Origin of the sequence: Cupriavidus basilensis, from assembly GCF_029335485.1 — a bacterium.
Classification (GTDB): domain Bacteria; phylum Pseudomonadota; class Gammaproteobacteria; order Burkholderiales; family Burkholderiaceae; genus Cupriavidus; species Cupriavidus basilensis_E.
The window spans coordinates 1-17,455 of the sequence record NZ_JARJLM010000012.1 but is presented as its reverse complement, the minus strand read 5'-3'; the positions used below and the strand labels follow the sequence as shown (position 1 = coordinate 17,455).

Annotated in this window: 16 protein-coding genes; all 16 read left to right on the top strand. The window is 63.9% G+C overall.

The features are described 5' to 3' along the window. The first annotated feature begins 6 nt into the window (after positions 1–6). Positions 7–1,260, top strand: a complete 1,254-nt coding sequence (locus P3W85_RS00830) for an NADH-quinone oxidoreductase subunit D (RefSeq protein WP_017228182.1) — start codon at positions 7–9, stop codon at positions 1,258–1,260. 201 nt (positions 1,261–1,461) lie between these two features. Next, the gene (nuoE, locus tag P3W85_RS00825; protein WP_017228183.1) at positions 1,462–1,956 is read left to right on the top strand and encodes an NADH-quinone oxidoreductase subunit NuoE; all 495 of its coding nucleotides are present in this window, start codon (positions 1,462–1,464) and stop codon (positions 1,954–1,956) included. Position 1,957: 1 nt separating this feature from the next. After that, complete coding sequence (nuoF, locus tag P3W85_RS00820; RefSeq protein WP_017228184.1) at positions 1,958–3,253, top strand: NADH-quinone oxidoreductase subunit NuoF; 1,296 nt, start codon at positions 1,958–1,960, stop codon at positions 3,251–3,253. A gap of 12 nt (positions 3,254–3,265) precedes the next feature. Then, entirely contained in the window at positions 3,266–5,644 is a 2,379-nt protein-coding gene (gene nuoG, locus P3W85_RS00815) for an NADH-quinone oxidoreductase subunit NuoG (RefSeq protein WP_276263373.1), read from the top strand. Positions 5,645–5,662: 18 nt separating this feature from the next. Continuing rightward, complete coding sequence (gene nuoH / locus P3W85_RS00810; protein WP_276263372.1) at positions 5,663–6,727, top strand: NADH-quinone oxidoreductase subunit NuoH; 1,065 nt, start codon at positions 5,663–5,665, stop codon at positions 6,725–6,727. A gap of 65 nt (positions 6,728–6,792) precedes the next feature. Then, on the top strand, positions 6,793–7,284 hold the full coding sequence (gene nuoI / locus P3W85_RS00805) for an NADH-quinone oxidoreductase subunit NuoI (RefSeq protein ID WP_017224316.1): 492 nt from the start codon (positions 6,793–6,795) through the stop codon (positions 7,282–7,284). Between the two features lie 143 nt (positions 7,285–7,427). Beyond that, complete coding sequence (locus P3W85_RS00800) at positions 7,428–8,078, top strand: NADH-quinone oxidoreductase subunit J (protein ID WP_276263371.1); 651 nt, start codon at positions 7,428–7,430, stop codon at positions 8,076–8,078. Positions 8,079–8,094: 16 nt separating this feature from the next. Beyond that, a complete protein-coding gene (gene nuoK, locus P3W85_RS00795; protein WP_006156828.1) occupies positions 8,095–8,400 on the top strand; it encodes an NADH-quinone oxidoreductase subunit NuoK in 306 nt (101 codons plus the stop codon). 60 nt (positions 8,401–8,460) lie between these two features. Beyond that, positions 8,461–10,560 carry an NADH-quinone oxidoreductase subunit L gene (nuoL, locus tag P3W85_RS00790; protein ID WP_276263370.1) on the top strand — a complete coding sequence of 700 codons (2,100 nt, stop codon included), beginning with the start codon at positions 8,461–8,463 and terminating at the stop codon, positions 10,558–10,560. A 13-nt stretch (positions 10,561–10,573) separates the two neighbouring features. Further along, positions 10,574–12,040, top strand: coding sequence for an NADH-quinone oxidoreductase subunit M (locus P3W85_RS00785; RefSeq protein WP_017224319.1), 1,467 nt, complete (start codon positions 10,574–10,576; stop codon positions 12,038–12,040). An 18-nt stretch (positions 12,041–12,058) separates the two neighbouring features. Then, positions 12,059–13,534: an NADH-quinone oxidoreductase subunit NuoN gene (nuoN, locus tag P3W85_RS00780; RefSeq protein WP_035805822.1), complete on the top strand. Its 1,476-nt coding sequence runs from the start codon at positions 12,059–12,061 to the stop codon at positions 13,532–13,534. Positions 13,535–13,553: 19 nt separating this feature from the next. Then, a complete protein-coding gene (locus tag P3W85_RS00775; protein WP_017224321.1) occupies positions 13,554–13,862 on the top strand; it encodes a DUF2818 family protein in 309 nt (102 codons plus the stop codon). Between the two features lie 52 nt (positions 13,863–13,914). Continuing rightward, complete coding sequence (locus P3W85_RS00770) at positions 13,915–14,544, top strand: NUDIX domain-containing protein (protein WP_276263369.1); 630 nt, start codon at positions 13,915–13,917, stop codon at positions 14,542–14,544. A 271-nt stretch (positions 14,545–14,815) separates the two neighbouring features. Next, positions 14,816–15,265 (top strand): DUF1178 family protein, encoded by a 450-nt coding sequence (locus P3W85_RS00765; protein ID WP_017224323.1) that lies wholly within the window; start codon positions 14,816–14,818, stop codon positions 15,263–15,265. 96 nt (positions 15,266–15,361) lie between these two features. Next, positions 15,362–16,564, top strand: coding sequence for an acyl-CoA dehydrogenase family protein (locus P3W85_RS00760; RefSeq protein WP_276263368.1), 1,203 nt, complete (start codon positions 15,362–15,364; stop codon positions 16,562–16,564). A 13-nt stretch (positions 16,565–16,577) separates the two neighbouring features. Then, a partial coding sequence (locus P3W85_RS00755) for an acyl-CoA dehydrogenase family protein (RefSeq protein WP_276263367.1) occupies positions 16,578–17,455 on the top strand: 878 nt, incomplete at its 3' end.

Sequence of the window (17,455 nt, the reverse complement as noted above, 5' to 3'; positions counted from 1 at the left end):
CGCGCAATGGCAGACATCAAGAACTACACCCTTAACTTCGGCCCGCAGCACCCGGCGGCACACGGCGTGCTGCGCCTGGTGCTGGAGCTTGACGGCGAAGTCATCCAGCGCGCCGACCCGCATATCGGCCTGCTGCACCGTGCCACCGAAAAGCTGGCCGAGCAGAAGACCTGGATCCAGAGCGTGCCGTATATGGACCGCCTCGACTACGTGTCGATGATGGTCAACGAGCATGCTTATGTGATGGCCATCGAGAAGATGCTCGGTCTCGAAGTGCCGATCCGCGCGCAATACATCCGCGTGATGTTCGACGAAATCACGCGCCTGCTGAACCACCTGATGTGGATCGGCTCGCACGCGCTGGACGTTGGCGCCATGGCGGTGTTCCTGTACGCCTTTCGCGAACGCGAGGACATGTTCGACATGTACGAGGCGGTGTCGGGCGCGCGCATGCACGCGGCCTACTACCGTCCGGGCGGCGTGTATCGCGACCTGCCGGACACGATGCCGCAATACAAGGCGTCCAAGATCCACAACGAGCGCGCCATCAAGGCCATGAACGAGGCGCGTTCGGGTTCGCTGCTCGATTTCATCGAGGACTTCACCAATCGCTTCCCGAAGTACGTCGACGAATACGAGACGCTGCTGACGGACAACCGGATCTGGAAACAGCGTCTGGTGGGCATCGGCGTGGTAAGCCCGGAACGCGCGCTGCAGATGGGCTTTACCGGCCCGATGCTGCGCGGCTCGGGCATCGAGTGGGATCTGCGCAAGAAGCAGCCCTACGAAGTCTATGAGCGCATGGACTTCCAGGTGCCGGTTGGCGTGGGCGGCGATTGCTATGCCCGCTACCTGGTACGTGTCGAGGAAATGCGGCAGTCCAACAGCATCATCAGGCAATGCGTCGACTGGCTGCGCCGCAACCCGGGCCCGGTGATGAGCGACAACCACAAGGTGGCGCCGCCGTCGCGCGTGGACATGAAGTCGAACATGGAAGAGCTGATCCACCACTTCAAGCTCTTCACCGAAGGCATTCACGTGCCGGAAGGCGAGAGCTACGCGGCGGTGGAGCACCCGAAGGGCGAGTTCGGCATCTATGCGATCTCCGACGGCGCGAACAAGCCGTATCGCCTGAAGATCCGGGCCCCGGGCTTTGCCCATCTGGCCGCCCTGGATGAAATGGCCAAGGGCCACATGATTGCGGACGCGGTAACGATCATCGGTACCCAGGACATCGTCTTCGGCGAGATCGACCGCTAACAAGTACCGCCGGCCCCGGACGACGATCCGGGCGCCCCTGGCAAGGACCCGGAGCAACGGTGTCCGGCCACGGGAAACCCGCGGTGGGCCCAGCATGCTTCGACATGCGGGCCGCAACGGCAGCGACGGCTGCAAACCTGCGGATGCGCGCCATGTGGCGGTGCAGTTCCGCAAATGACTCGGCGTATTACAGCAACGACCATGCTATCAGCAGAAGCTCTCAAGGAAATCGATCGCGCGATCGCCAAGTATCCGGCTGACCAGAAGCAGTCGGCCGTGATGGCGGCGCTGGCCGTGGCGCAGGGCGAAGTGGGCTGGGTCTCCCCGGAAGTCATGCAGTTCGTTGCCAGCTACCTCGACATGCCGCCGGTATGGGTCGAGGAGGTCGCAACCTTCTACAACATGTACGACACCAAGCCGGTCGGCAAGTACAAGCTGACCGTCTGCACCAACCTGCCGTGCGCGCTGTCCGGCGGCGAACGGGCCGGCGACTACCTCAAGCAAAAGCTTGGCATCGGCTACAACGAAACCACCCCGTGCGGTACCTTCACCCTCAAGGAAGGCGAGTGCATGGGCGCCTGCGGCGACGCACCGGTGATGATCGTCAACAATACCCGCATGTGCAGCCACATGAGCAACGCCAAGCTGGACGCGCTGGTCGACGAACTCAAGGCCACCGCCAAGGGGGACAAGTAACATGACCTCTCTGCACGACCGCCACATCAAGCCGCTGATCCTGGCGGGCCTCGATGGCAGCAACTGGCATCTCGAAGACTACGTCAAGCGCGGTGGCTATCAGCAGCTCAAGCGCATCCTGACCGAGAAGATCACGCCCGAGCAGGTGATCGCGGACGTCAAGGCCTCCGGCCTGCGCGGCCGCGGGGGCGCAGGCTTCCCGACCGGCCTGAAGTGGAGCTTCATGCCGCGTCAGTTCCCCGGCCAGAAATACCTGGTCTGCAATACCGACGAGGGCGAGCCCGGTACCTTCAAGGACCGCGACATCATCCGCTACAACCCGCATGCGCTGATCGAAGGCATGGCCATCGGCGCTTACGCGATGGGCATCACCGTGGGCTACAACTATATCCACGGCGAGATCTGGAACGAATACAAGATCTTCGAGCAGGCGCTCGAAGAGGCGCGCGCAGCCGGCTTCCTGGGCGACAACATCCTGGATTCGGGCTTCAACTTCCAGCTGCACGCGCACCACGGCTACGGCGCCTACATCTGTGGCGAGGAAACCGCGCTGCTCGAATCGCTGGAAGGCAAGAAAGGCCAGCCGCGCTTCAAGCCGCCGTTCCCGGCCAGCTTCGGCCTGTACGGCAAGCCGACCACCATCAACAACACCGAGACGTTTGCCGCGGTGCCGTTCCTGCTGGCGATCGGTCCGGAAAACTACCTGAAGATGGGCAAGCCGAACAACGGCGGCTCCAAGATCTTCTCGATTTCCGGCGACATCGAGCGTCCCGGCAATTACGAGATCCCGCTGGGCACGCCGTTCGCGACCCTGCTGGAGCTCGCCGGCGGCATGCGCGGCGGCAAGCGCATCAAGGCAGTGATCCCGGGCGGCTCGTCCGCGCCGGTGGTGCCGGGCGACCTGATGATGGCGTCCGACATGGACTACGACTCGATTGCCAAGGCCGGCTCGATGCTGGGTTCGGGCGCGGTGATCGTGATGGACGAAACGCGCTGCATGGTTCGCTCGCTGCTGCGCCTGTCGTATTTCTACTTTGAAGAATCGTGCGGGCAGTGCACGCCGTGCCGCGAAGGCACCGGCTGGCTCTATCGCATGGTGAATCGTATCGAACACGGAGAAGGGCGCCAGGAAGACCTGGACCTGCTCAATAACGTCGCTGAAAACATCATGGGCCGCACCATCTGCGCGCTCGGCGATGCGGCAGCGATGCCGGTCCGCGGCATGCTCAAGCACTACTGGAAAGAGTTCGAGTATCACGTCGAACACAAGCAGTGCATGGTTCCGGCCTACTCTTAAGCGTGGCAGAACATGGTTGAACTCGAGATCGACGGCAAGAAGGTTGAGGTTGCTGAAGGCAGCCTGGTGATGGAAGCAGCCCGCCAATTGGGCACCTACATCCCGCACTTCTGCTACCACCGTAAATTGTCCATCGCGGCGAACTGCCGCATGTGCCTGGTCGAGGTGGAGAAAGCGCCCAAGGCGCTGCCCGCCTGCGCCACGCCGGTCACCCCTGGCATGAAGGTCTTCACCAATTCGGAGAAGGCAGTCAAGGCCCAGAAGTCGGTGATGGAATTCCTGCTGATCAACCACCCGCTGGATTGCCCGATCTGCGATCAGGGCGGCGAGTGCCAGTTGCAGGATCTGGCCGTGGGCTACGGCGCATCGGAATCGCGCTACAAGGAAGAAAAGCGCGTCGTGTTCCACAAGAACGTGGGACCGCTGATCTCCATGGAGGAGATGAGCCGCTGCATCCACTGCACCCGCTGCGTGCGCTTTGGCCAGGAAGTGGCCGGCGTGATGGAGCTGGGCATGCTGGGCCGCGGCGAGCACTCCGAGATCACCACCTTCGTCGGCCAGACCGTGGATTCGGAACTGTCCGGCAACATGATCGACCTGTGCCCGGTCGGCGCGCTGACCAGCAAGCCGTTCCGCTACTCGGCCCGTACCTGGGAGCTGGCCCGCCGCAAATCGGTGTCGCCGCACGATGGCCTGGGCGCGAACCTGGTGGTGCAGACCAAGAACCAGCGCGTGATGCGCGTGCTGCCGCTGGACAACGAAGCCGTCAACGAATGCTGGCTGTCCGACAAGGACCGCTTCTCGTACGAAGGCCTGAACAGCGCCGACCGCCTGACCAAGCCGCTGCTCAAGCAGGGTGGCGAGTGGATGGAAACCGACTGGCAGACCGCGCTCGAATACGTCGCCAATGGCCTCGCCAGCATCAAGCGCGACCATGGCGCCGACCAGATCGCCGCGCTGGCCAGCCCGCACAGCACGCTGGAAGAACTCTACCTGCTGGGCAAGCTGGTACGTGGCCTGGGTAGCGACAACGTCGACTTCCGCCAGCGCCAGACCGATTTCTCGGCCGCCGCCAAGGGTGCGCCGTGGCTGGGCCTGCCGATCGCCGACGTCTCCATGCTGCAACGCGTGCTGGTGATCGGCTCGGCCCTGCGCAAGGATCACCCGTTGCTGGCCGCGCGTCTGCGCCAGGCCGGCAAGAAGGGCGCCCGCGTCGCCGTGCTCGGCGCCAGCGCCGACGACCTGCTGATGCCGCTGGCCGCACGCATCGACGTAGCGCCGTCCGGCTGGACCGCAGCGCTGGCCGGCATCGCCCGCGCCGTGGCTGCGGCCAAGGGCGTGGCCGCTCCGGCGGGTACCGATGGTTTCGACGGCGACGACAAGTCCAAGGCAGTGGCCGATGCGCTGCTGTCGGGCGAGCGCCGCGCCGTGTTCCTCGGCAACGAGGCCGTGCGTCACCCGCAATTCGCCACGCTGCATGCGCTGGCACAGTGGATCGCCGCCGAAACCGGCGCCACGCTGGGCTTCCTGACCGAAGCCGCGAACACCGTTGGCGGCCATATCGCCGGCGCGCTGCCGCAGAAGGGCGGGGCCAACGCGCAGGCCATGTTCGACGCGCCGCGCCGCGCCTATGTGCTGCTGAACACGGAACCCGAGTTCGATGCCGCCAACCCGCGCCAGGCCCTGGCCGCGCTGGGCCAGGCCGGTACCGTGGTGGTGCTGTCGCCGTTCCGCTCGGAAGCCGCCCTGCAGTATGCGGACGTCATCCTGCCGGTCACGCCGTTCACGGAAACCGCCGGTACCTTCGTGAATTGCGAAGGCCTGCCGCAAAGCTTCAACGGCGTGGTGCGCGCCCTGGGCGATGCCCGCCCGGCCTGGAAGGTGCTGCGCGTGCTGGGTAACCTGCTCGACGTGCCTGGCTTTGATTTCGAAACCGCCGAAAACGTGCGTGACGAAGTGCTGGCCAAGCCGGTCGCCGCGCAACTGGACAACGGCACCGACGCGGCCATCCGCGTTACCGCCGCGGCTGCCAGTGGCATCGAACGCGTCGCCGATGTGCCGATCTACCACGCCGACCCGATCGTGCGCCGTGCCGATTCGCTGCAGCTGACCGCAGCCGCGCGCCGCGCCATGCAAGCCGGCCTGTCGGCCGACCTGTTCGCCTCGCTGGGCGTGCAGGCGGGAGACCCGGTGCGCGTGACGCAGGGGCAGGGCAGCGTGGTGCTGCCGGCCGCCCTCGAAGCCGCATTGCCTGCCGGCACCGTGCGTGTGTCCGCCGGCACCATCGCCGCGGCCAGCCTGGGCGCCACGTTCGGTACCGTCACCGTAGAGAAAGCCATCGACCTGGCCGCCACCGCGAAGGGCGCGGCCGAGCCGGCGGCCACGGCATAAGAAGAGCGAGAAAGAAACATGATCGACTGGATTACCTCGCAAGGACAGAATCTCTTCGGCGGCGCCTGGACGCCGCTGTGGATCCTGATTCGCGCCGTGGTCATTGTGGTGCCGCTGCTGTTGTGCGTGGCCTACCTGATCCTGTGGGAGCGCAAGCTGATTGGCTGGATGCACGTGCGTATCGGCCCGAACCGGGTCGGCCCGCTGGGCCTGCTGCAGCCGATCGCCGACGTGCTCAAGCTGCTGCTCAAGGAAGTGATGATGCCCACGCAGGTCAGCCGGGGCATGTACCTGGTTGCCCCGCTGATGGTGCTGATGCCCGCCGTGGCGATCTGGGCGGTGATCCCGTTCCAGGCCGAAGTGGTGATGGCCAACGTCAACGCCGGCCTGCTGTACGTGATGGCGATCAGCTCGGTGGGCGTCTACGGCGTGATCCTGGCTGGCTGGGCCTCCAACTCCAAGTACGCCTTCATCGGCGCCATGCGCGCCGCGGCGCAGATGGTGTCGTATGAAATCGCCATGGGCTTCGCCCTGGTGACCGTGCTGATGGTGTCGGGCAGCCTGAACCTGTCGGCCATCGTCAACTCGCAGAACACCGGCTACTTCGCCCATATGGGGATCAACGTACTGTCGTGGAACTGGCTGCCGCTGCTGCCCATGTTCGGCGTGTACTTCATCTCCGGCGTGGCCGAGACCAATCGCCACCCGTTCGACGTGGTGGAAGGCGAATCGGAAATCGTGGCCGGCCACATGATCGAATACTCGGGCATGGGCTTCGCGCTGTTCTTCCTGGCCGAGTACATCAACATGATCGTCATCTCGACGATGACCGCGCTGATGTTCCTGGGAGGCTGGGCGCCGCCGTTCGAGAGCTTCATCACGAACGCGATCCCGGGCTTCTTCTGGCTGCTCGCCAAGGTATTTTTGCTGCTGTCGGTGTTTATCTGGATCCGCGCGTCGTTCCCGCGCTACCGCTATGACCAGATCATGCGCCTGGGCTGGAAGATCTTCATTCCGCTCACGGTCGGCTGGCTGATCATCGTGGCGATCTGGATCCGGTCGCCCTGGAATATCTGGCACTGAACGGCCAAAGCAGGGGCGCAGCCGCATCCGGCGGCGCCCTGTGGAATCATTAGGAAGCAATCGTCATGCTGCTCGCCATCAAGGACTTCTTCAACAGCCTGCTCCTGAAGGAACTCTTCAAGGGCATGGCTCTGACCGGGCGCTATCTCTTCGCGCGCAAGATCACAGTCCAGTTTCCCGAAGAGAAAACGCCGATGTCGCCGCGTTTTCGCGGCCTGCATGCGCTGCGCCGGTATCCCAACGGCGAAGAGCGCTGCATCGCCTGCAAACTGTGCGAAGCGGTTTGCCCGGCGCTGGCCATCACCATCGAGTCCGATGCCCGCGTCGACGGCACCCGCCGCACCACGCGCTATGACATCGACCTGACCAAGTGCATTTTCTGCGGCTTCTGCGAGGAAGCCTGCCCGGTCGACGCTATCGTCGAGACGCATATCCTCGAATACCACGGCGAGAAGCGCGGCGACCTGTACTTCACCAAGGACATGCTGCTGGCAGTGGGCGACCGCTACGAGCCGCAGATCGCCGCGGCCAAGGCAGCGGACGCCAAGTACCGCTGATAAGGCGCATTGCAGGGCGCGTCCGCCGAGTCTGGCGGACGTTGCCAATGAATACTGAATCGGGCCCCACGTGGGGCTAACGAAAAGGATGCCGCAAGGGCAGGCCACAGGAGTGGCTTGTGCCGGAAGGCTCGACGAGGACCATGGAACTCACGACCACCATCTTCTATGTCTTTGCGCTGGTGCTGGTGCTCTCCGCACTGAAAGTCATCACAGCGAAGAACCCGGTGCACTCAGCACTGTTCCTCGTGCTGTCGTTTTTTACGGCAGCCGCGATCTGGATGCTGCTGAAGGCCGAATTCCTGGCCATCCTGCTGGTGCTGGTGTATGTGGGCGCCGTGATGGTGCTGTTCCTGTTCGTGGTGATGATGATCGATATCGACATCGAGCACCTGCGGCGGGACTTCTGGACCTATGTGCCGCTGGCCTCGGTGGTCGGCGCGCTGATCATCGCCGAAATGGCCACCGTGCTGGTGCGTAACTTCATCGGCACGACCACGCCGCTGAACAACGTGGTGCACGGCCCGGACTACTCCAACACCGCTGAACTCGGCAAGCTGATCTACACCGACTACAACTACGCCTTCGAAGTGGCGGGCATCATCCTGCTGGTGGCCATCATCGCCGCCGTCGCGCTGACGCTGCGCCGCCGCAAGGACAACAAGTCGCAAGACGTGGGCGAGCAGCTGCGCACCCGCCGCCAGGACCGCGTGCGCCTGGTCACGATGCCCAGCGAAGCCCGTGCCGGCGTACAAGCCAGCCCGGAAGCCGCGGCTACCGCTAACAAGAACTGAAGCCCGGAGAAACGCTGTGCTCTCTCTCGCCCATTTCCTCGTGCTCGGTGCGATCCTGTTCGCCATCAGCATCGTTGGTATCTTCCTGAACCGCAAGAACGTCATCGTGCTGCTGATGGCGATCGAGCTGATGCTGCTTGCGGTCAATATGAACTTCGTCGCCTTCTCGCACTATCTGGGCGACCTGGCTGGTCAGGTTTTCGTTTTCTTCATCCTCACGGTGGCCGCGGCCGAGTCGGCAATCGGTCTGGCAATCCTGGTTGTGCTGTTCCGCAACCTGGACACGATCAACGTCGACGACATGGACACCCTCAAGGGCTGATCCCCGTCGCCTACGTTATGAACCAGTACCGTTCTCCGACCGCACACCACTAAGCGTCCTATGGCAACCACGCTCGACCCCAACCTGCTACTGGCGATCCCGCTCGCACCGCTAGCCGGTGCAGCCATCGCCGGCCTGTTCGGCACCAAGTTCTTCGGCTTGATCTCCTCGGAGACGCGCGCCGGCCGCACGCTGGCCCACACCGTGACGATCCTCGGTGTGGCGATTTCCTGCCTGCTGTCGATCATCGTGCTGATGGACGTCATGAACGGCGCGAGCTTCAATGCCACCGTGTATGAGTGGATGACGATCGGCAGCCTCAAGATGGAAGTGGGCTTCCTGGTCGACTCGCTGACCGCGATGATGATGGTGGTGGTGAGCTTCGTCTCGCTGATGGTGCACATCTACACCGTCGGCTACATGAGCGAAGACCCCGGCTACAACCGCTTCTTCGCCTACATCTCGCTGTTCACCTTCTCGATGCTGATGCTGGTGATGAGCAACAACTTCCTGCAGCTGTTCTTCGGCTGGGAAGCTGTGGGCCTGGTGTCGTACCTGCTGATCGGCTTCTGGTACACCCGCCCGACCGCCATCTTCGCCAACCTGAAGGCATTCCTGGTCAACCGCGTGGGTGACTTCGGCTTCATCCTCGGCATCGGCCTGCTGCTGGCCTACAGCGGCAGCATGAACTACACCGAGGTCTTCGCCGCGCGCGACCAGCTCGCCACGGTGATCTTCCCGGGCACCGACTGGATGATGATCACGGTTGCCTGCATCTGCCTGTTCATCGGCGCCATGGGCAAGTCGGCCCAGTTCCCGCTGCATGTGTGGCTGCCCGATTCGATGGAAGGCCCGACCCCGATCTCCGCGCTGATCCACGCCGCCACCATGGTGACGGCCGGCATCTTCATGGTCGCGCGCATGTCGCCGCTGTTCGAACTGTCGGACACCGCGCTGTCCTTCGTGCTGGTGATCGGCGCCATCACCGCGCTGTTCATGGGTTTCCTGGGCATCATCCAGAACGACATCAAACGCGTGGTGGCTTACTCCACGCTGTCGCAGCTCGGCTACATGACGGTTGCGCTGGGCGCCTCCGCCTACTCGGTGGCGGTGTTCCACCTGATGACCCACGCCTTCTTCAAGGCGCTGCTGTTCCTCGCGGCCGGCTCGGTCATCATCGGCATGCACCATGATCAGGACATCCGCAATATGGGCGGCCTGCGCAAGTACATGCCGATCACCTGGATCACCTCGCTGGTCGGTTCGCTGGCGCTGATCGGCACGCCGTTCTTCGCGGGCTTCTACTCCAAGGACTCGATCATCGAGGCCGTGGCCGAGTCGCACATCGCTGGTTCGGGCTTTGCCTACTTCGCGGTGCTGGCCGGCGTGTTCGTCACGGCGTTCTACTCCTTCCGCATGTATTTCCTGGTGTTCCACGGCGAAGAGCGCTTCGGCAAGGAAGACCACCACGCGCATCACGCGGGCAACCATGACGACGAGGAAGTCACTGCCGACCACCATCATGGCCTGGCTCCGGGCGAAAAGCCGCACGAATCGCCGTGGGTGGTGACGCTGCCGCTGGTGCTGCTGGCCATCCCGTCGGTGGTGATCGGCGCCATCGCGATCGGCCCGATGCTGTTCGGCGACTTCTTCAAGCATGGCGTGGCCTTCAAGGAAGTGATCTACGTCGGCGAGAACCACCATGCGATGGAAGAGCTGTCGCAAGCCTTCCACGGCTGGGTGGCGATGGGCCTGCATTCGCTGACCACGCCCGTGCTGTGGCTGGCGATCTCCGGCGTGGTGCTGTCCTGGTTCTTCTACATGAAGCGCCCGGATATCCCGGCTGCCATCAAGCAGCGCTTTTCCGGCCTGTACACGCTGCTCGACAACAAGTACTACATGGACGCGATCAACCAGGCCGTGTTCGCCCGCGGTGCCCGTCTGCTCGGTGCCGGCCTGTGGAAGGGCGGTGACCAGGGCCTGATCGACGGCCTGGTGGTCAACGGTGCTGCGCGCGTGGTGGCCTGGTTCGCGTCGGTGAGCCGTTACCTGCAATCCGGCTACATCTATCACTACGCATTCGCCATGATCCTGGGCATGCTGATCCTGCTGACGATGACGGTGTTCGGCACCTCGTTCGCCACGGTGAGCGTCAAGTAAGGAAAACAAGAAAATGGTTCTGTCTTTCGCTATCTGGCTGCCGATCTTTTTCGGCTTGCTGGTCCTTGCCTCGGGTTCCGACCGCAGTCCCGGCTATGTCCGCTGGATGTCGCTGTTCGGCTCGGTCGCCAGCTTCATCGTGACGCTGCCGCTGGTATTCCACTTCGACCGCTCCACGGCGGCGATGCAGTTCGTCGAGAAGTCGAACTGGATCGAGCGCTTCAACATCAACTACCACCTGGGCGTCGACGGCATCTCGATGTGGTTCGTGGTGCTGACCGCCTTCATCACGGTGATCGTGGTGATCTCGGCCTGGGAAGTGATCACCGAGCGCGTGGCCGAGTACATGGCCTCGTTCCTGATCCTGTCGGGCCTGATGGTCGGCGTGTTCTGCGCGCTCAACGGCATGCTGTTCTACGTGTTCTTCGAGGCCACGCTGATCCCGATGTACATCATCATCGGCGTCTGGGGCGGCCCGAACCGCGTGTACGCAGCCTTCAAGTTCTTCCTCTACACGCTGCTCGGCTCGCTGCTGACGCTGGTTGCGCTGCTGTACCTGTACAGCAAGACCGGTACCTTCGACATCCTCGAATGGCACCAGGCCAAGCTGTCGATGAACGAGCAGCTCGCGCTGTTCATCGCTTTCTTCCTGGCTTTTGCGGTCAAGGTGCCGATGTGGCCGGTCCACACCTGGCTGCCCGACGCCCACGTGGAGGCGCCGACCGGCGGCTCGGTGGTGCTGGCAGCCATCATGCTGAAGCTGGGCGCCTACGGTTTCCTGCGGTTCTCGCTGCCGATCGCGCCGGATGCCAGCCATAGCATGGCGGCATTCATCATCACGATCTCGCTGATCGCGGTGATCTACATCGGCCTGGTTGCACTGGTGCAGGCCGACATGAAGAAGCTGGTGGCGTACTCGTCGATTGCACACATGGGCTTTGTCACGCTCGGTTTCTTCATCTTCAACGAGATCGGCATCGAGGGCGGCATCATCCAGATGATCTCGCACGGCTTTATCTCGGGCGCCATGTTCCTTTGCATCGGCGTACTGTACGACCGCGTGCACTCGCGCCAGATCGCCGATTACGGCGGCGTGGTGAACACCATGCCGAAGTTCGCGGCGCTGTCGGTGTTCTTCGCCATGGCCAACTGCGGCCTGCCGGCCACCTCGGGTTTCGTCGGCGAGTTCATGGTGATCCTGGGCGCGGTCAAGTTCAACTTCTGGATCGGCCTGCTGGCAGCCACCGCGCTGATCCTGGGCGCAGCCTATTCGCTGTGGATGGTCAAGCGCGTGATCTTCGGCGACGTGGTGCACAAGCACGTGGCCGAACTGGTCGACCTGAACAAGCGCGAGTTCGTCATGCTCGGCCTGCTGGCGATCATGACGCTCTATATGGGCCTGTATCCGAAACCCTTCACCGATGTGATGCACGCTTCCGTGGTGAACCTGCTGTCGCACGTGGCGCAGTCGAAGCTGTAATCGGGGAGAGAAACAAACATGCAACCGTCCTCGACATTGGCACCTGTGGCGCCAATCATTTTCCTGGCGATCGCGGTCGCCGCGGTCAACTGGATCGACCTTGCCCGCGGCAAGACCCGCTCCAGCGTGGCCTATCCGCTGTCGCTGCTCACCACGCTCGTGCTGACCGTCTGGTTCGGCCTGAACGCGGCCGCCGGCGAGACGCACTACGCCTTCGCCAACCTGGTGGTGGTGGACCCGATGGCCAATGTGCTGGCGGCCACCGCTGCGGCGGCGCTGTTCGTCACGCTGGTCTATACCCGCCAGTACGTGGCTGACCGCGACATGTACAGCGGCGAGTTCTACATGCTCGCGCTGTTCACGCTCGGCGGCCAGATCGTCATGATCACCGGCAACAACTTCCTGACCCTGTACCTGGGCCTGGAACTGCTGTCGCTGGCGTCCTACGCGCTGGTCGCCCTGCGCCGCGACAACCGTGTGACCTCGGAGTCGGCCATCAAGTACTTCGTGCTGGGCGCGCTGGCCTCGGGCTTCCTGCTCTACGGCATGTCCATGCTGTACGGCGCGACGGGCTCGCTGAACCTCGGCGAAGTCTTCCGCGTCGTGGAGTCGGGCCGCGTCAACACCACCATGCTGGCCTTCGGTGTGGTCTTCCTGGTGGCCGGCATTGCGTTCAAGATGGGCGCCGCGCCGTTCCATATGTGGATTCCGGACATCTACCAGGGTTCGCCGACCGCGGTGACGCTGCTGATCGCCGGTGCCCCGAAGCTGGCAGCCTTCGCCATGGCGCTGCGCCTGCTGGTGGAAGGCCTGCTGCCGCTGGCGGTGGACTGGCAGGTCATGCTGGTCGTGCTGGCCGTGGCCTCGCTGGCCATCGGCAACCTGACCGCCATCGTGCAGACCAACCTGAAGCGGATGCTGGCGTATTCCACCATCTCGCACATGGGTTTCCTGCTGCTGGGCATGCTGTCCGGCGTGGCTGACGGCAAGACCGACGGCGCCGCCAGCGCTTACGGTTCGTCGATGTTCTACGCCGTAACCTATGTGATCACCACGCTGGGCACTTTCGGCATCATCCTGCTGCGCGCCGGCAAGGATTTCGAGGCCGAGACCCTGGACGACCTCAAGGGCCTGTCGCGCAAGAATCCCTGGTATGCGCTGCTGATGCTGGTGATGATGTTCTCGCTGGCCGGCATTCCGCCGACCATGGGCTTCTACGCCAAGCTGGCCGTGCTCGAGGCGGTGGTGCGTAGCGGCATGACCTGGCTGGCCGTGGTGGCGGTGCTGTTCTCGCTGATCGGCGCGTTCTACTACCTGCGCGTGGTCAAGCTGATGTATTTCGATGCACCGGCCGACGAGAACAAGCTGGAGTCCGGCATGGGCCTGCGTTCGATGCTGACCCTGAATGGCGCGGTCATCATTGCCCTGGGCCTGTTCCCCTCGGCGCTGATGAACCTGTGCTACCAGGCCATCCGCGCGACGCTGGCGTCCTGAGGCGCGAGGGCGCACCGATATGAGCTCTTCCTCGGCGGGTTGGTTTGTCATCTTGCTGGCATTGGTTTGTGCCAACCTGCCGTTTGTCAACCAGCGCCTGTTCGCGTTGATCCCACTGCGCTTCGCCAGGAAACCGCTGTGGATCAGGCTGGGCGAGTTGATCCTGTGGTACGTGGGAGCCGGCCTGGCCGGCTTCGCGGTGGAGGCGGGGCTCGGCAATGCTTTCCCGCAGGGCTGGCAGTTCTACGCCATCACCGCCTGCATGATGCTGGTGTTCGCCTTCCCGGGCTTCACCTGGCAATACCTGGTCAAACATCGCGCGGCCTGAAGGCCGGGTTGCGAAGGCGCCCGGACCGGCCGCATCCGGATCCGGAGCTTTCATGAGCGACAAGACTGACACGCTGGACGCGGCCGAAATCCCCGCCGCTGCCGATCCAGGCCTGAAGGAAGTCTGCGTGGCGTCCGCCACGCTGCACACAGGCAAGTTCCTCACCCTCAAGCAGGACATCGTCAAGCTGCCCGACGGCAAGCATGCCGGGCGCGAGTATGTGCTGCACCCCGGCGCGGTGATGATGATCCCGCTGTTCGACGACGGCACCGTATTGCTGGAGCGGCAGTTTCGCTACCCCGTGGGCGAGGTGATGCTCGAGTTCCCCGCCGGCAAGCTGGATCCCCAGGAGGGCGCGCAACGCTGCGGCGAACGCGAGCTGCGCGAGGAAACCGGCTACAGCGCGCGGCGCTGGGACTACCTCACCCGCATCCATCCGGTCATTTCCTATTCCACCGAGTTCATCGACCTCTTCCTGGCGCGCGACCTCACCGCCGGGCCGGCGCAGCTCGATGAAGGCGAATTCCTCGAAACCTTCATCGTGCCGGCGGGGCAGGTGATCGACTGGGTCCGCTCGGGCCGCATCACCGACGTCAAGACCATCATCGGCGCCTTCTGGCTGGAAAAGGTCATATCGGGCGCCTGGGAAGCCGGGGAACAGGCGCTGCCGGGACAGGCCTGAGTCCTTCGCCGGGTTTCGCAGGGTTGCCCACAGGCATCGCGGTACCTGGCGGGCGCTGCCGCCGGAGCGCGCCCGGCATCCCATCCGGCGTGCCGTCCGGCAAGCGCGTAGAATTCTCCTTCTTAGCCGTGTGATCGTGGCCTTACTCCCTGTTTCCCCGGGCCGGCGCAACCGCGCCAGCCGGGGCCGCCGAGGCCGCAAAAAAATTAGCACGACCGTTCACAAAATTCCGATTCACGGATAATATAGCTTTCGACGGGCTGGAAACATCATGAAGGTGCTCGACCTGCGCTGCGCGCAAGACCATCGTTTCGAAGGCTGGTTTGCTTCGGAGGACGATGCGCAATCGCAGATTTCGCAAAAACTCGTCCAATGTCCGGTCTGCTCGGACCATGCCATCACCCGGCTGCCCAGCGCGCCGCGCCTGAACCTGTCGGGCGCGACCGCAGCACCGTCGGGCAAGCCGCCCGAGGCGAAGGCCCCGGCGGCCCAGGTGGCACTGCAGTCGCTTTACCTGAAGGCGGTAAAGCAGGTGCTGGCGCAGACCGAGGATGTGGGCGAACGCTTTGCCGAAGAGGCCAGGCGCATGCACTACGACGAAGCGCCGGAGCGCGGTATCCGCGGCAAGGCTTCGCCGGATGAGGTGCAGGCGCTTGCCGAAGAAGGCATCGAAACTTTCCAGCTCGTGGTGCCGGATGCGCTCAAGCAGACGGCTCACTGAATAGCGTCCTGTGCCCGAGGCAGAGTTTGTTGCCGGCGCATGACGCGCTAGCAAGAACAATATGCCGGTCTCACACCGGCATCACTGGAGACGGGCATGGATCTCAACTATTCGGCGTCCGACGATGCTTTCCGCGCCGAAGTGCGCGGCTGGCTGGAGGCCAATCTGCCGGCGGAAATCAGCAGCAAGATTCTCAATCACCGCCGCCCCAATCGCGACGATCTGGTGCGCTGGCACAAGCTGCTGGCCGGCCGCGGCTGGTCCGCGCCGCACTGGCCCGTGCAGTATGGCGGCACCGGCTGGAACGCCACCCAGCGCCATATCTGGGATGAGGAAAATGCCCGTGTCGGCGCGCCCGGCGTGCTGCCCTTCGGCGTGGCCATGGTCGCCCCCGTGATCATGAAGTACGGCAGCGAGGCGCAGAAGCAGTACTACCTGCCGCGCATCCTGGATTGCACCGACTGGTGGTGCCAGGGATACTCCGAACCGGGTTCGGGTTCCGACCTGGCCTCGCTGAAGACCCGCGCCGAACTGAGCTCCGACGGCAAGCACTACATCGTCAACGGCCAGAAGACCTGGACCACGCTCGGCCAGCACGCCGACATGATCTTCTGCCTGGTCCGCACCGATCCCGAAGCCAAGAAGCAGGAGGGCATTTCCTTCCTGCTGATCGACATGAAGACCCCGGGCATCACCGTGCGCCCGATCATCATGCTCGACGAAGAGCATGAAGTGAACGAAGTCTTCTTCGACAACGTCCAGGTGCCGGTGGAAAACCGCGTGGGCGAGGAGAACCGCGGCTGGACCTACGCCAAGTACCTGCTCGGCCACGAGCGCACCGGCATCGCCCGCGTGGGCAACTCCAAGCGCGAACTGGGCTTCCTCAAGCGCGTCGCCAGGCAGCAGCAGAAGAACGGCCGCCCGCTGCTGGAAGATCCGCTGTTCGGCGCCAAGGTCGCCGCGCTGGAGATCGAGCTGATGGCGCTGGAACTGACCGTGCTGCGCGTGGTGTCGAGCGAGAGCGCCGGCAAGGGCCCCGGCCCCGAGGCCTCGATGCTCAAGATCAAGGGCACCGAGATCCAGCAGATGCTGACCGAGCTGATGGTGGAGGCCGTGGGCCCCTACGCGCAGCCGTTCGACACCGCCTACCTGGAATGCGAGCACGAGCACGCGGTGACGGGCTACGACGATGCCGCGCCGCTGGCGGCTTACTACTTCAACTATCGCAAGACCTCCATCTACGGCGGGTCCAACGAAATTCAGAAGAACATCATCAGCCAGATGATCCTGGGGCTGTGAGGAGACACGCGATATGAACTTCAATCTCAGCGACGAACAGAAGCAACTGGCTGACGCCGTCCACCGCTTCATCGACAAAGACTACGATTTCGAAACCCGCAAGAAGGGCATCAAGGCCGAAGCGGGCCATAGCGACGCCGCCTGGGGCGCGCTGGTCGAACTCGGCCTGACCGCGCTGCCGGTGCCGGAAGCGCAGGGCGGCTTCTCGGGCACGCCCATCGACATGATGGTGGTGATGCAGGAACTGGGCCGCGGCCTGGTGGTGGAGCCGTACTTCGCCACCGTGGTCGCCGCCTACGCGCTCAAGCTGGCCGGCGGCCAGGATGCGCTGCTGGAGCAGGTCGCCACCGGCGAGGTGAAGCTGGCCACCGCCTTCAACGAGCCGCATGCCCGCTATGCGCTCAACGATGTGCGCGTGACGGCCAGGGGCGGCAAGCTCAATGGCCGCAAGGTCGTGACGATTCACGGCGCGCAAGCCGGCAAGCTGGTGGTCTCGGCCCGCACCAGCGGCGCCGATGCCGATACCAGCGGCATTTCGCTGTTCCTGGTGGACCCGAAGGCAGCGGGCGTCAGCATCACCGACTACCGCACCATCGACAACCTGCGTGCGGCCGACATCACCTTCAAGGACGCACAGGGCGAGCTGCTGGGCACCGAAGGCGCGGCGTTCTCGCTGATCGAGCAGGTGGCCGACTACGCCGCCGTGCTGCTGTGCGCGGAAGCCGTGGGCGTGATCGACGCGCTCAACGCCGCCACGCTGGAATACGCCAAGACCCGCCAGCAGTTCGGCGTGCCGATCGCGCGCTTCCAGGCGCTGCAGCACCGCATGGTGGAGATGTTCATCCATGCCGAGCAGTCGCGTTCCATCACGCTGCTGGCCGCCGCCAAGTT

Coding starts and splice junctions, on each gene's coding strand:
- P3W85_RS00830 (WP_017228182.1), top strand. CDS start 7: ATGGCAGACATCAAGAACTACACCCTTAACTTCGGCCCGCAGCACCCG.
- nuoE (WP_017228183.1), top strand. CDS start 1,462: ATGCTATCAGCAGAAGCTCTCAAGGAAATCGATCGCGCGATCGCCAAG.
- nuoF (WP_017228184.1), top strand. CDS start 1,958: ATGACCTCTCTGCACGACCGCCACATCAAGCCGCTGATCCTGGCGGGC.
- nuoG (WP_276263373.1), top strand. CDS start 3,266: ATGGTTGAACTCGAGATCGACGGCAAGAAGGTTGAGGTTGCTGAAGGC.
- nuoH (WP_276263372.1), top strand. CDS start 5,663: ATGATCGACTGGATTACCTCGCAAGGACAGAATCTCTTCGGCGGCGCC.
- nuoI (WP_017224316.1), top strand. CDS start 6,793: ATGCTGCTCGCCATCAAGGACTTCTTCAACAGCCTGCTCCTGAAGGAA.
- P3W85_RS00800 (WP_276263371.1), top strand. CDS start 7,428: ATGGAACTCACGACCACCATCTTCTATGTCTTTGCGCTGGTGCTGGTG.
- nuoL (WP_276263370.1), top strand. CDS start 8,461: ATGGCAACCACGCTCGACCCCAACCTGCTACTGGCGATCCCGCTCGCA.
- P3W85_RS00785 (WP_017224319.1), top strand. CDS start 10,574: ATGGTTCTGTCTTTCGCTATCTGGCTGCCGATCTTTTTCGGCTTGCTG.
- nuoN (WP_035805822.1), top strand. CDS start 12,059: ATGCAACCGTCCTCGACATTGGCACCTGTGGCGCCAATCATTTTCCTG.
- P3W85_RS00775 (WP_017224321.1), top strand. CDS start 13,554: ATGAGCTCTTCCTCGGCGGGTTGGTTTGTCATCTTGCTGGCATTGGTT.
- P3W85_RS00770 (WP_276263369.1), top strand. CDS start 13,915: ATGAGCGACAAGACTGACACGCTGGACGCGGCCGAAATCCCCGCCGCT.
- P3W85_RS00765 (WP_017224323.1), top strand. CDS start 14,816: ATGAAGGTGCTCGACCTGCGCTGCGCGCAAGACCATCGTTTCGAAGGC.
- P3W85_RS00760 (WP_276263368.1), top strand. CDS start 15,362: ATGGATCTCAACTATTCGGCGTCCGACGATGCTTTCCGCGCCGAAGTG.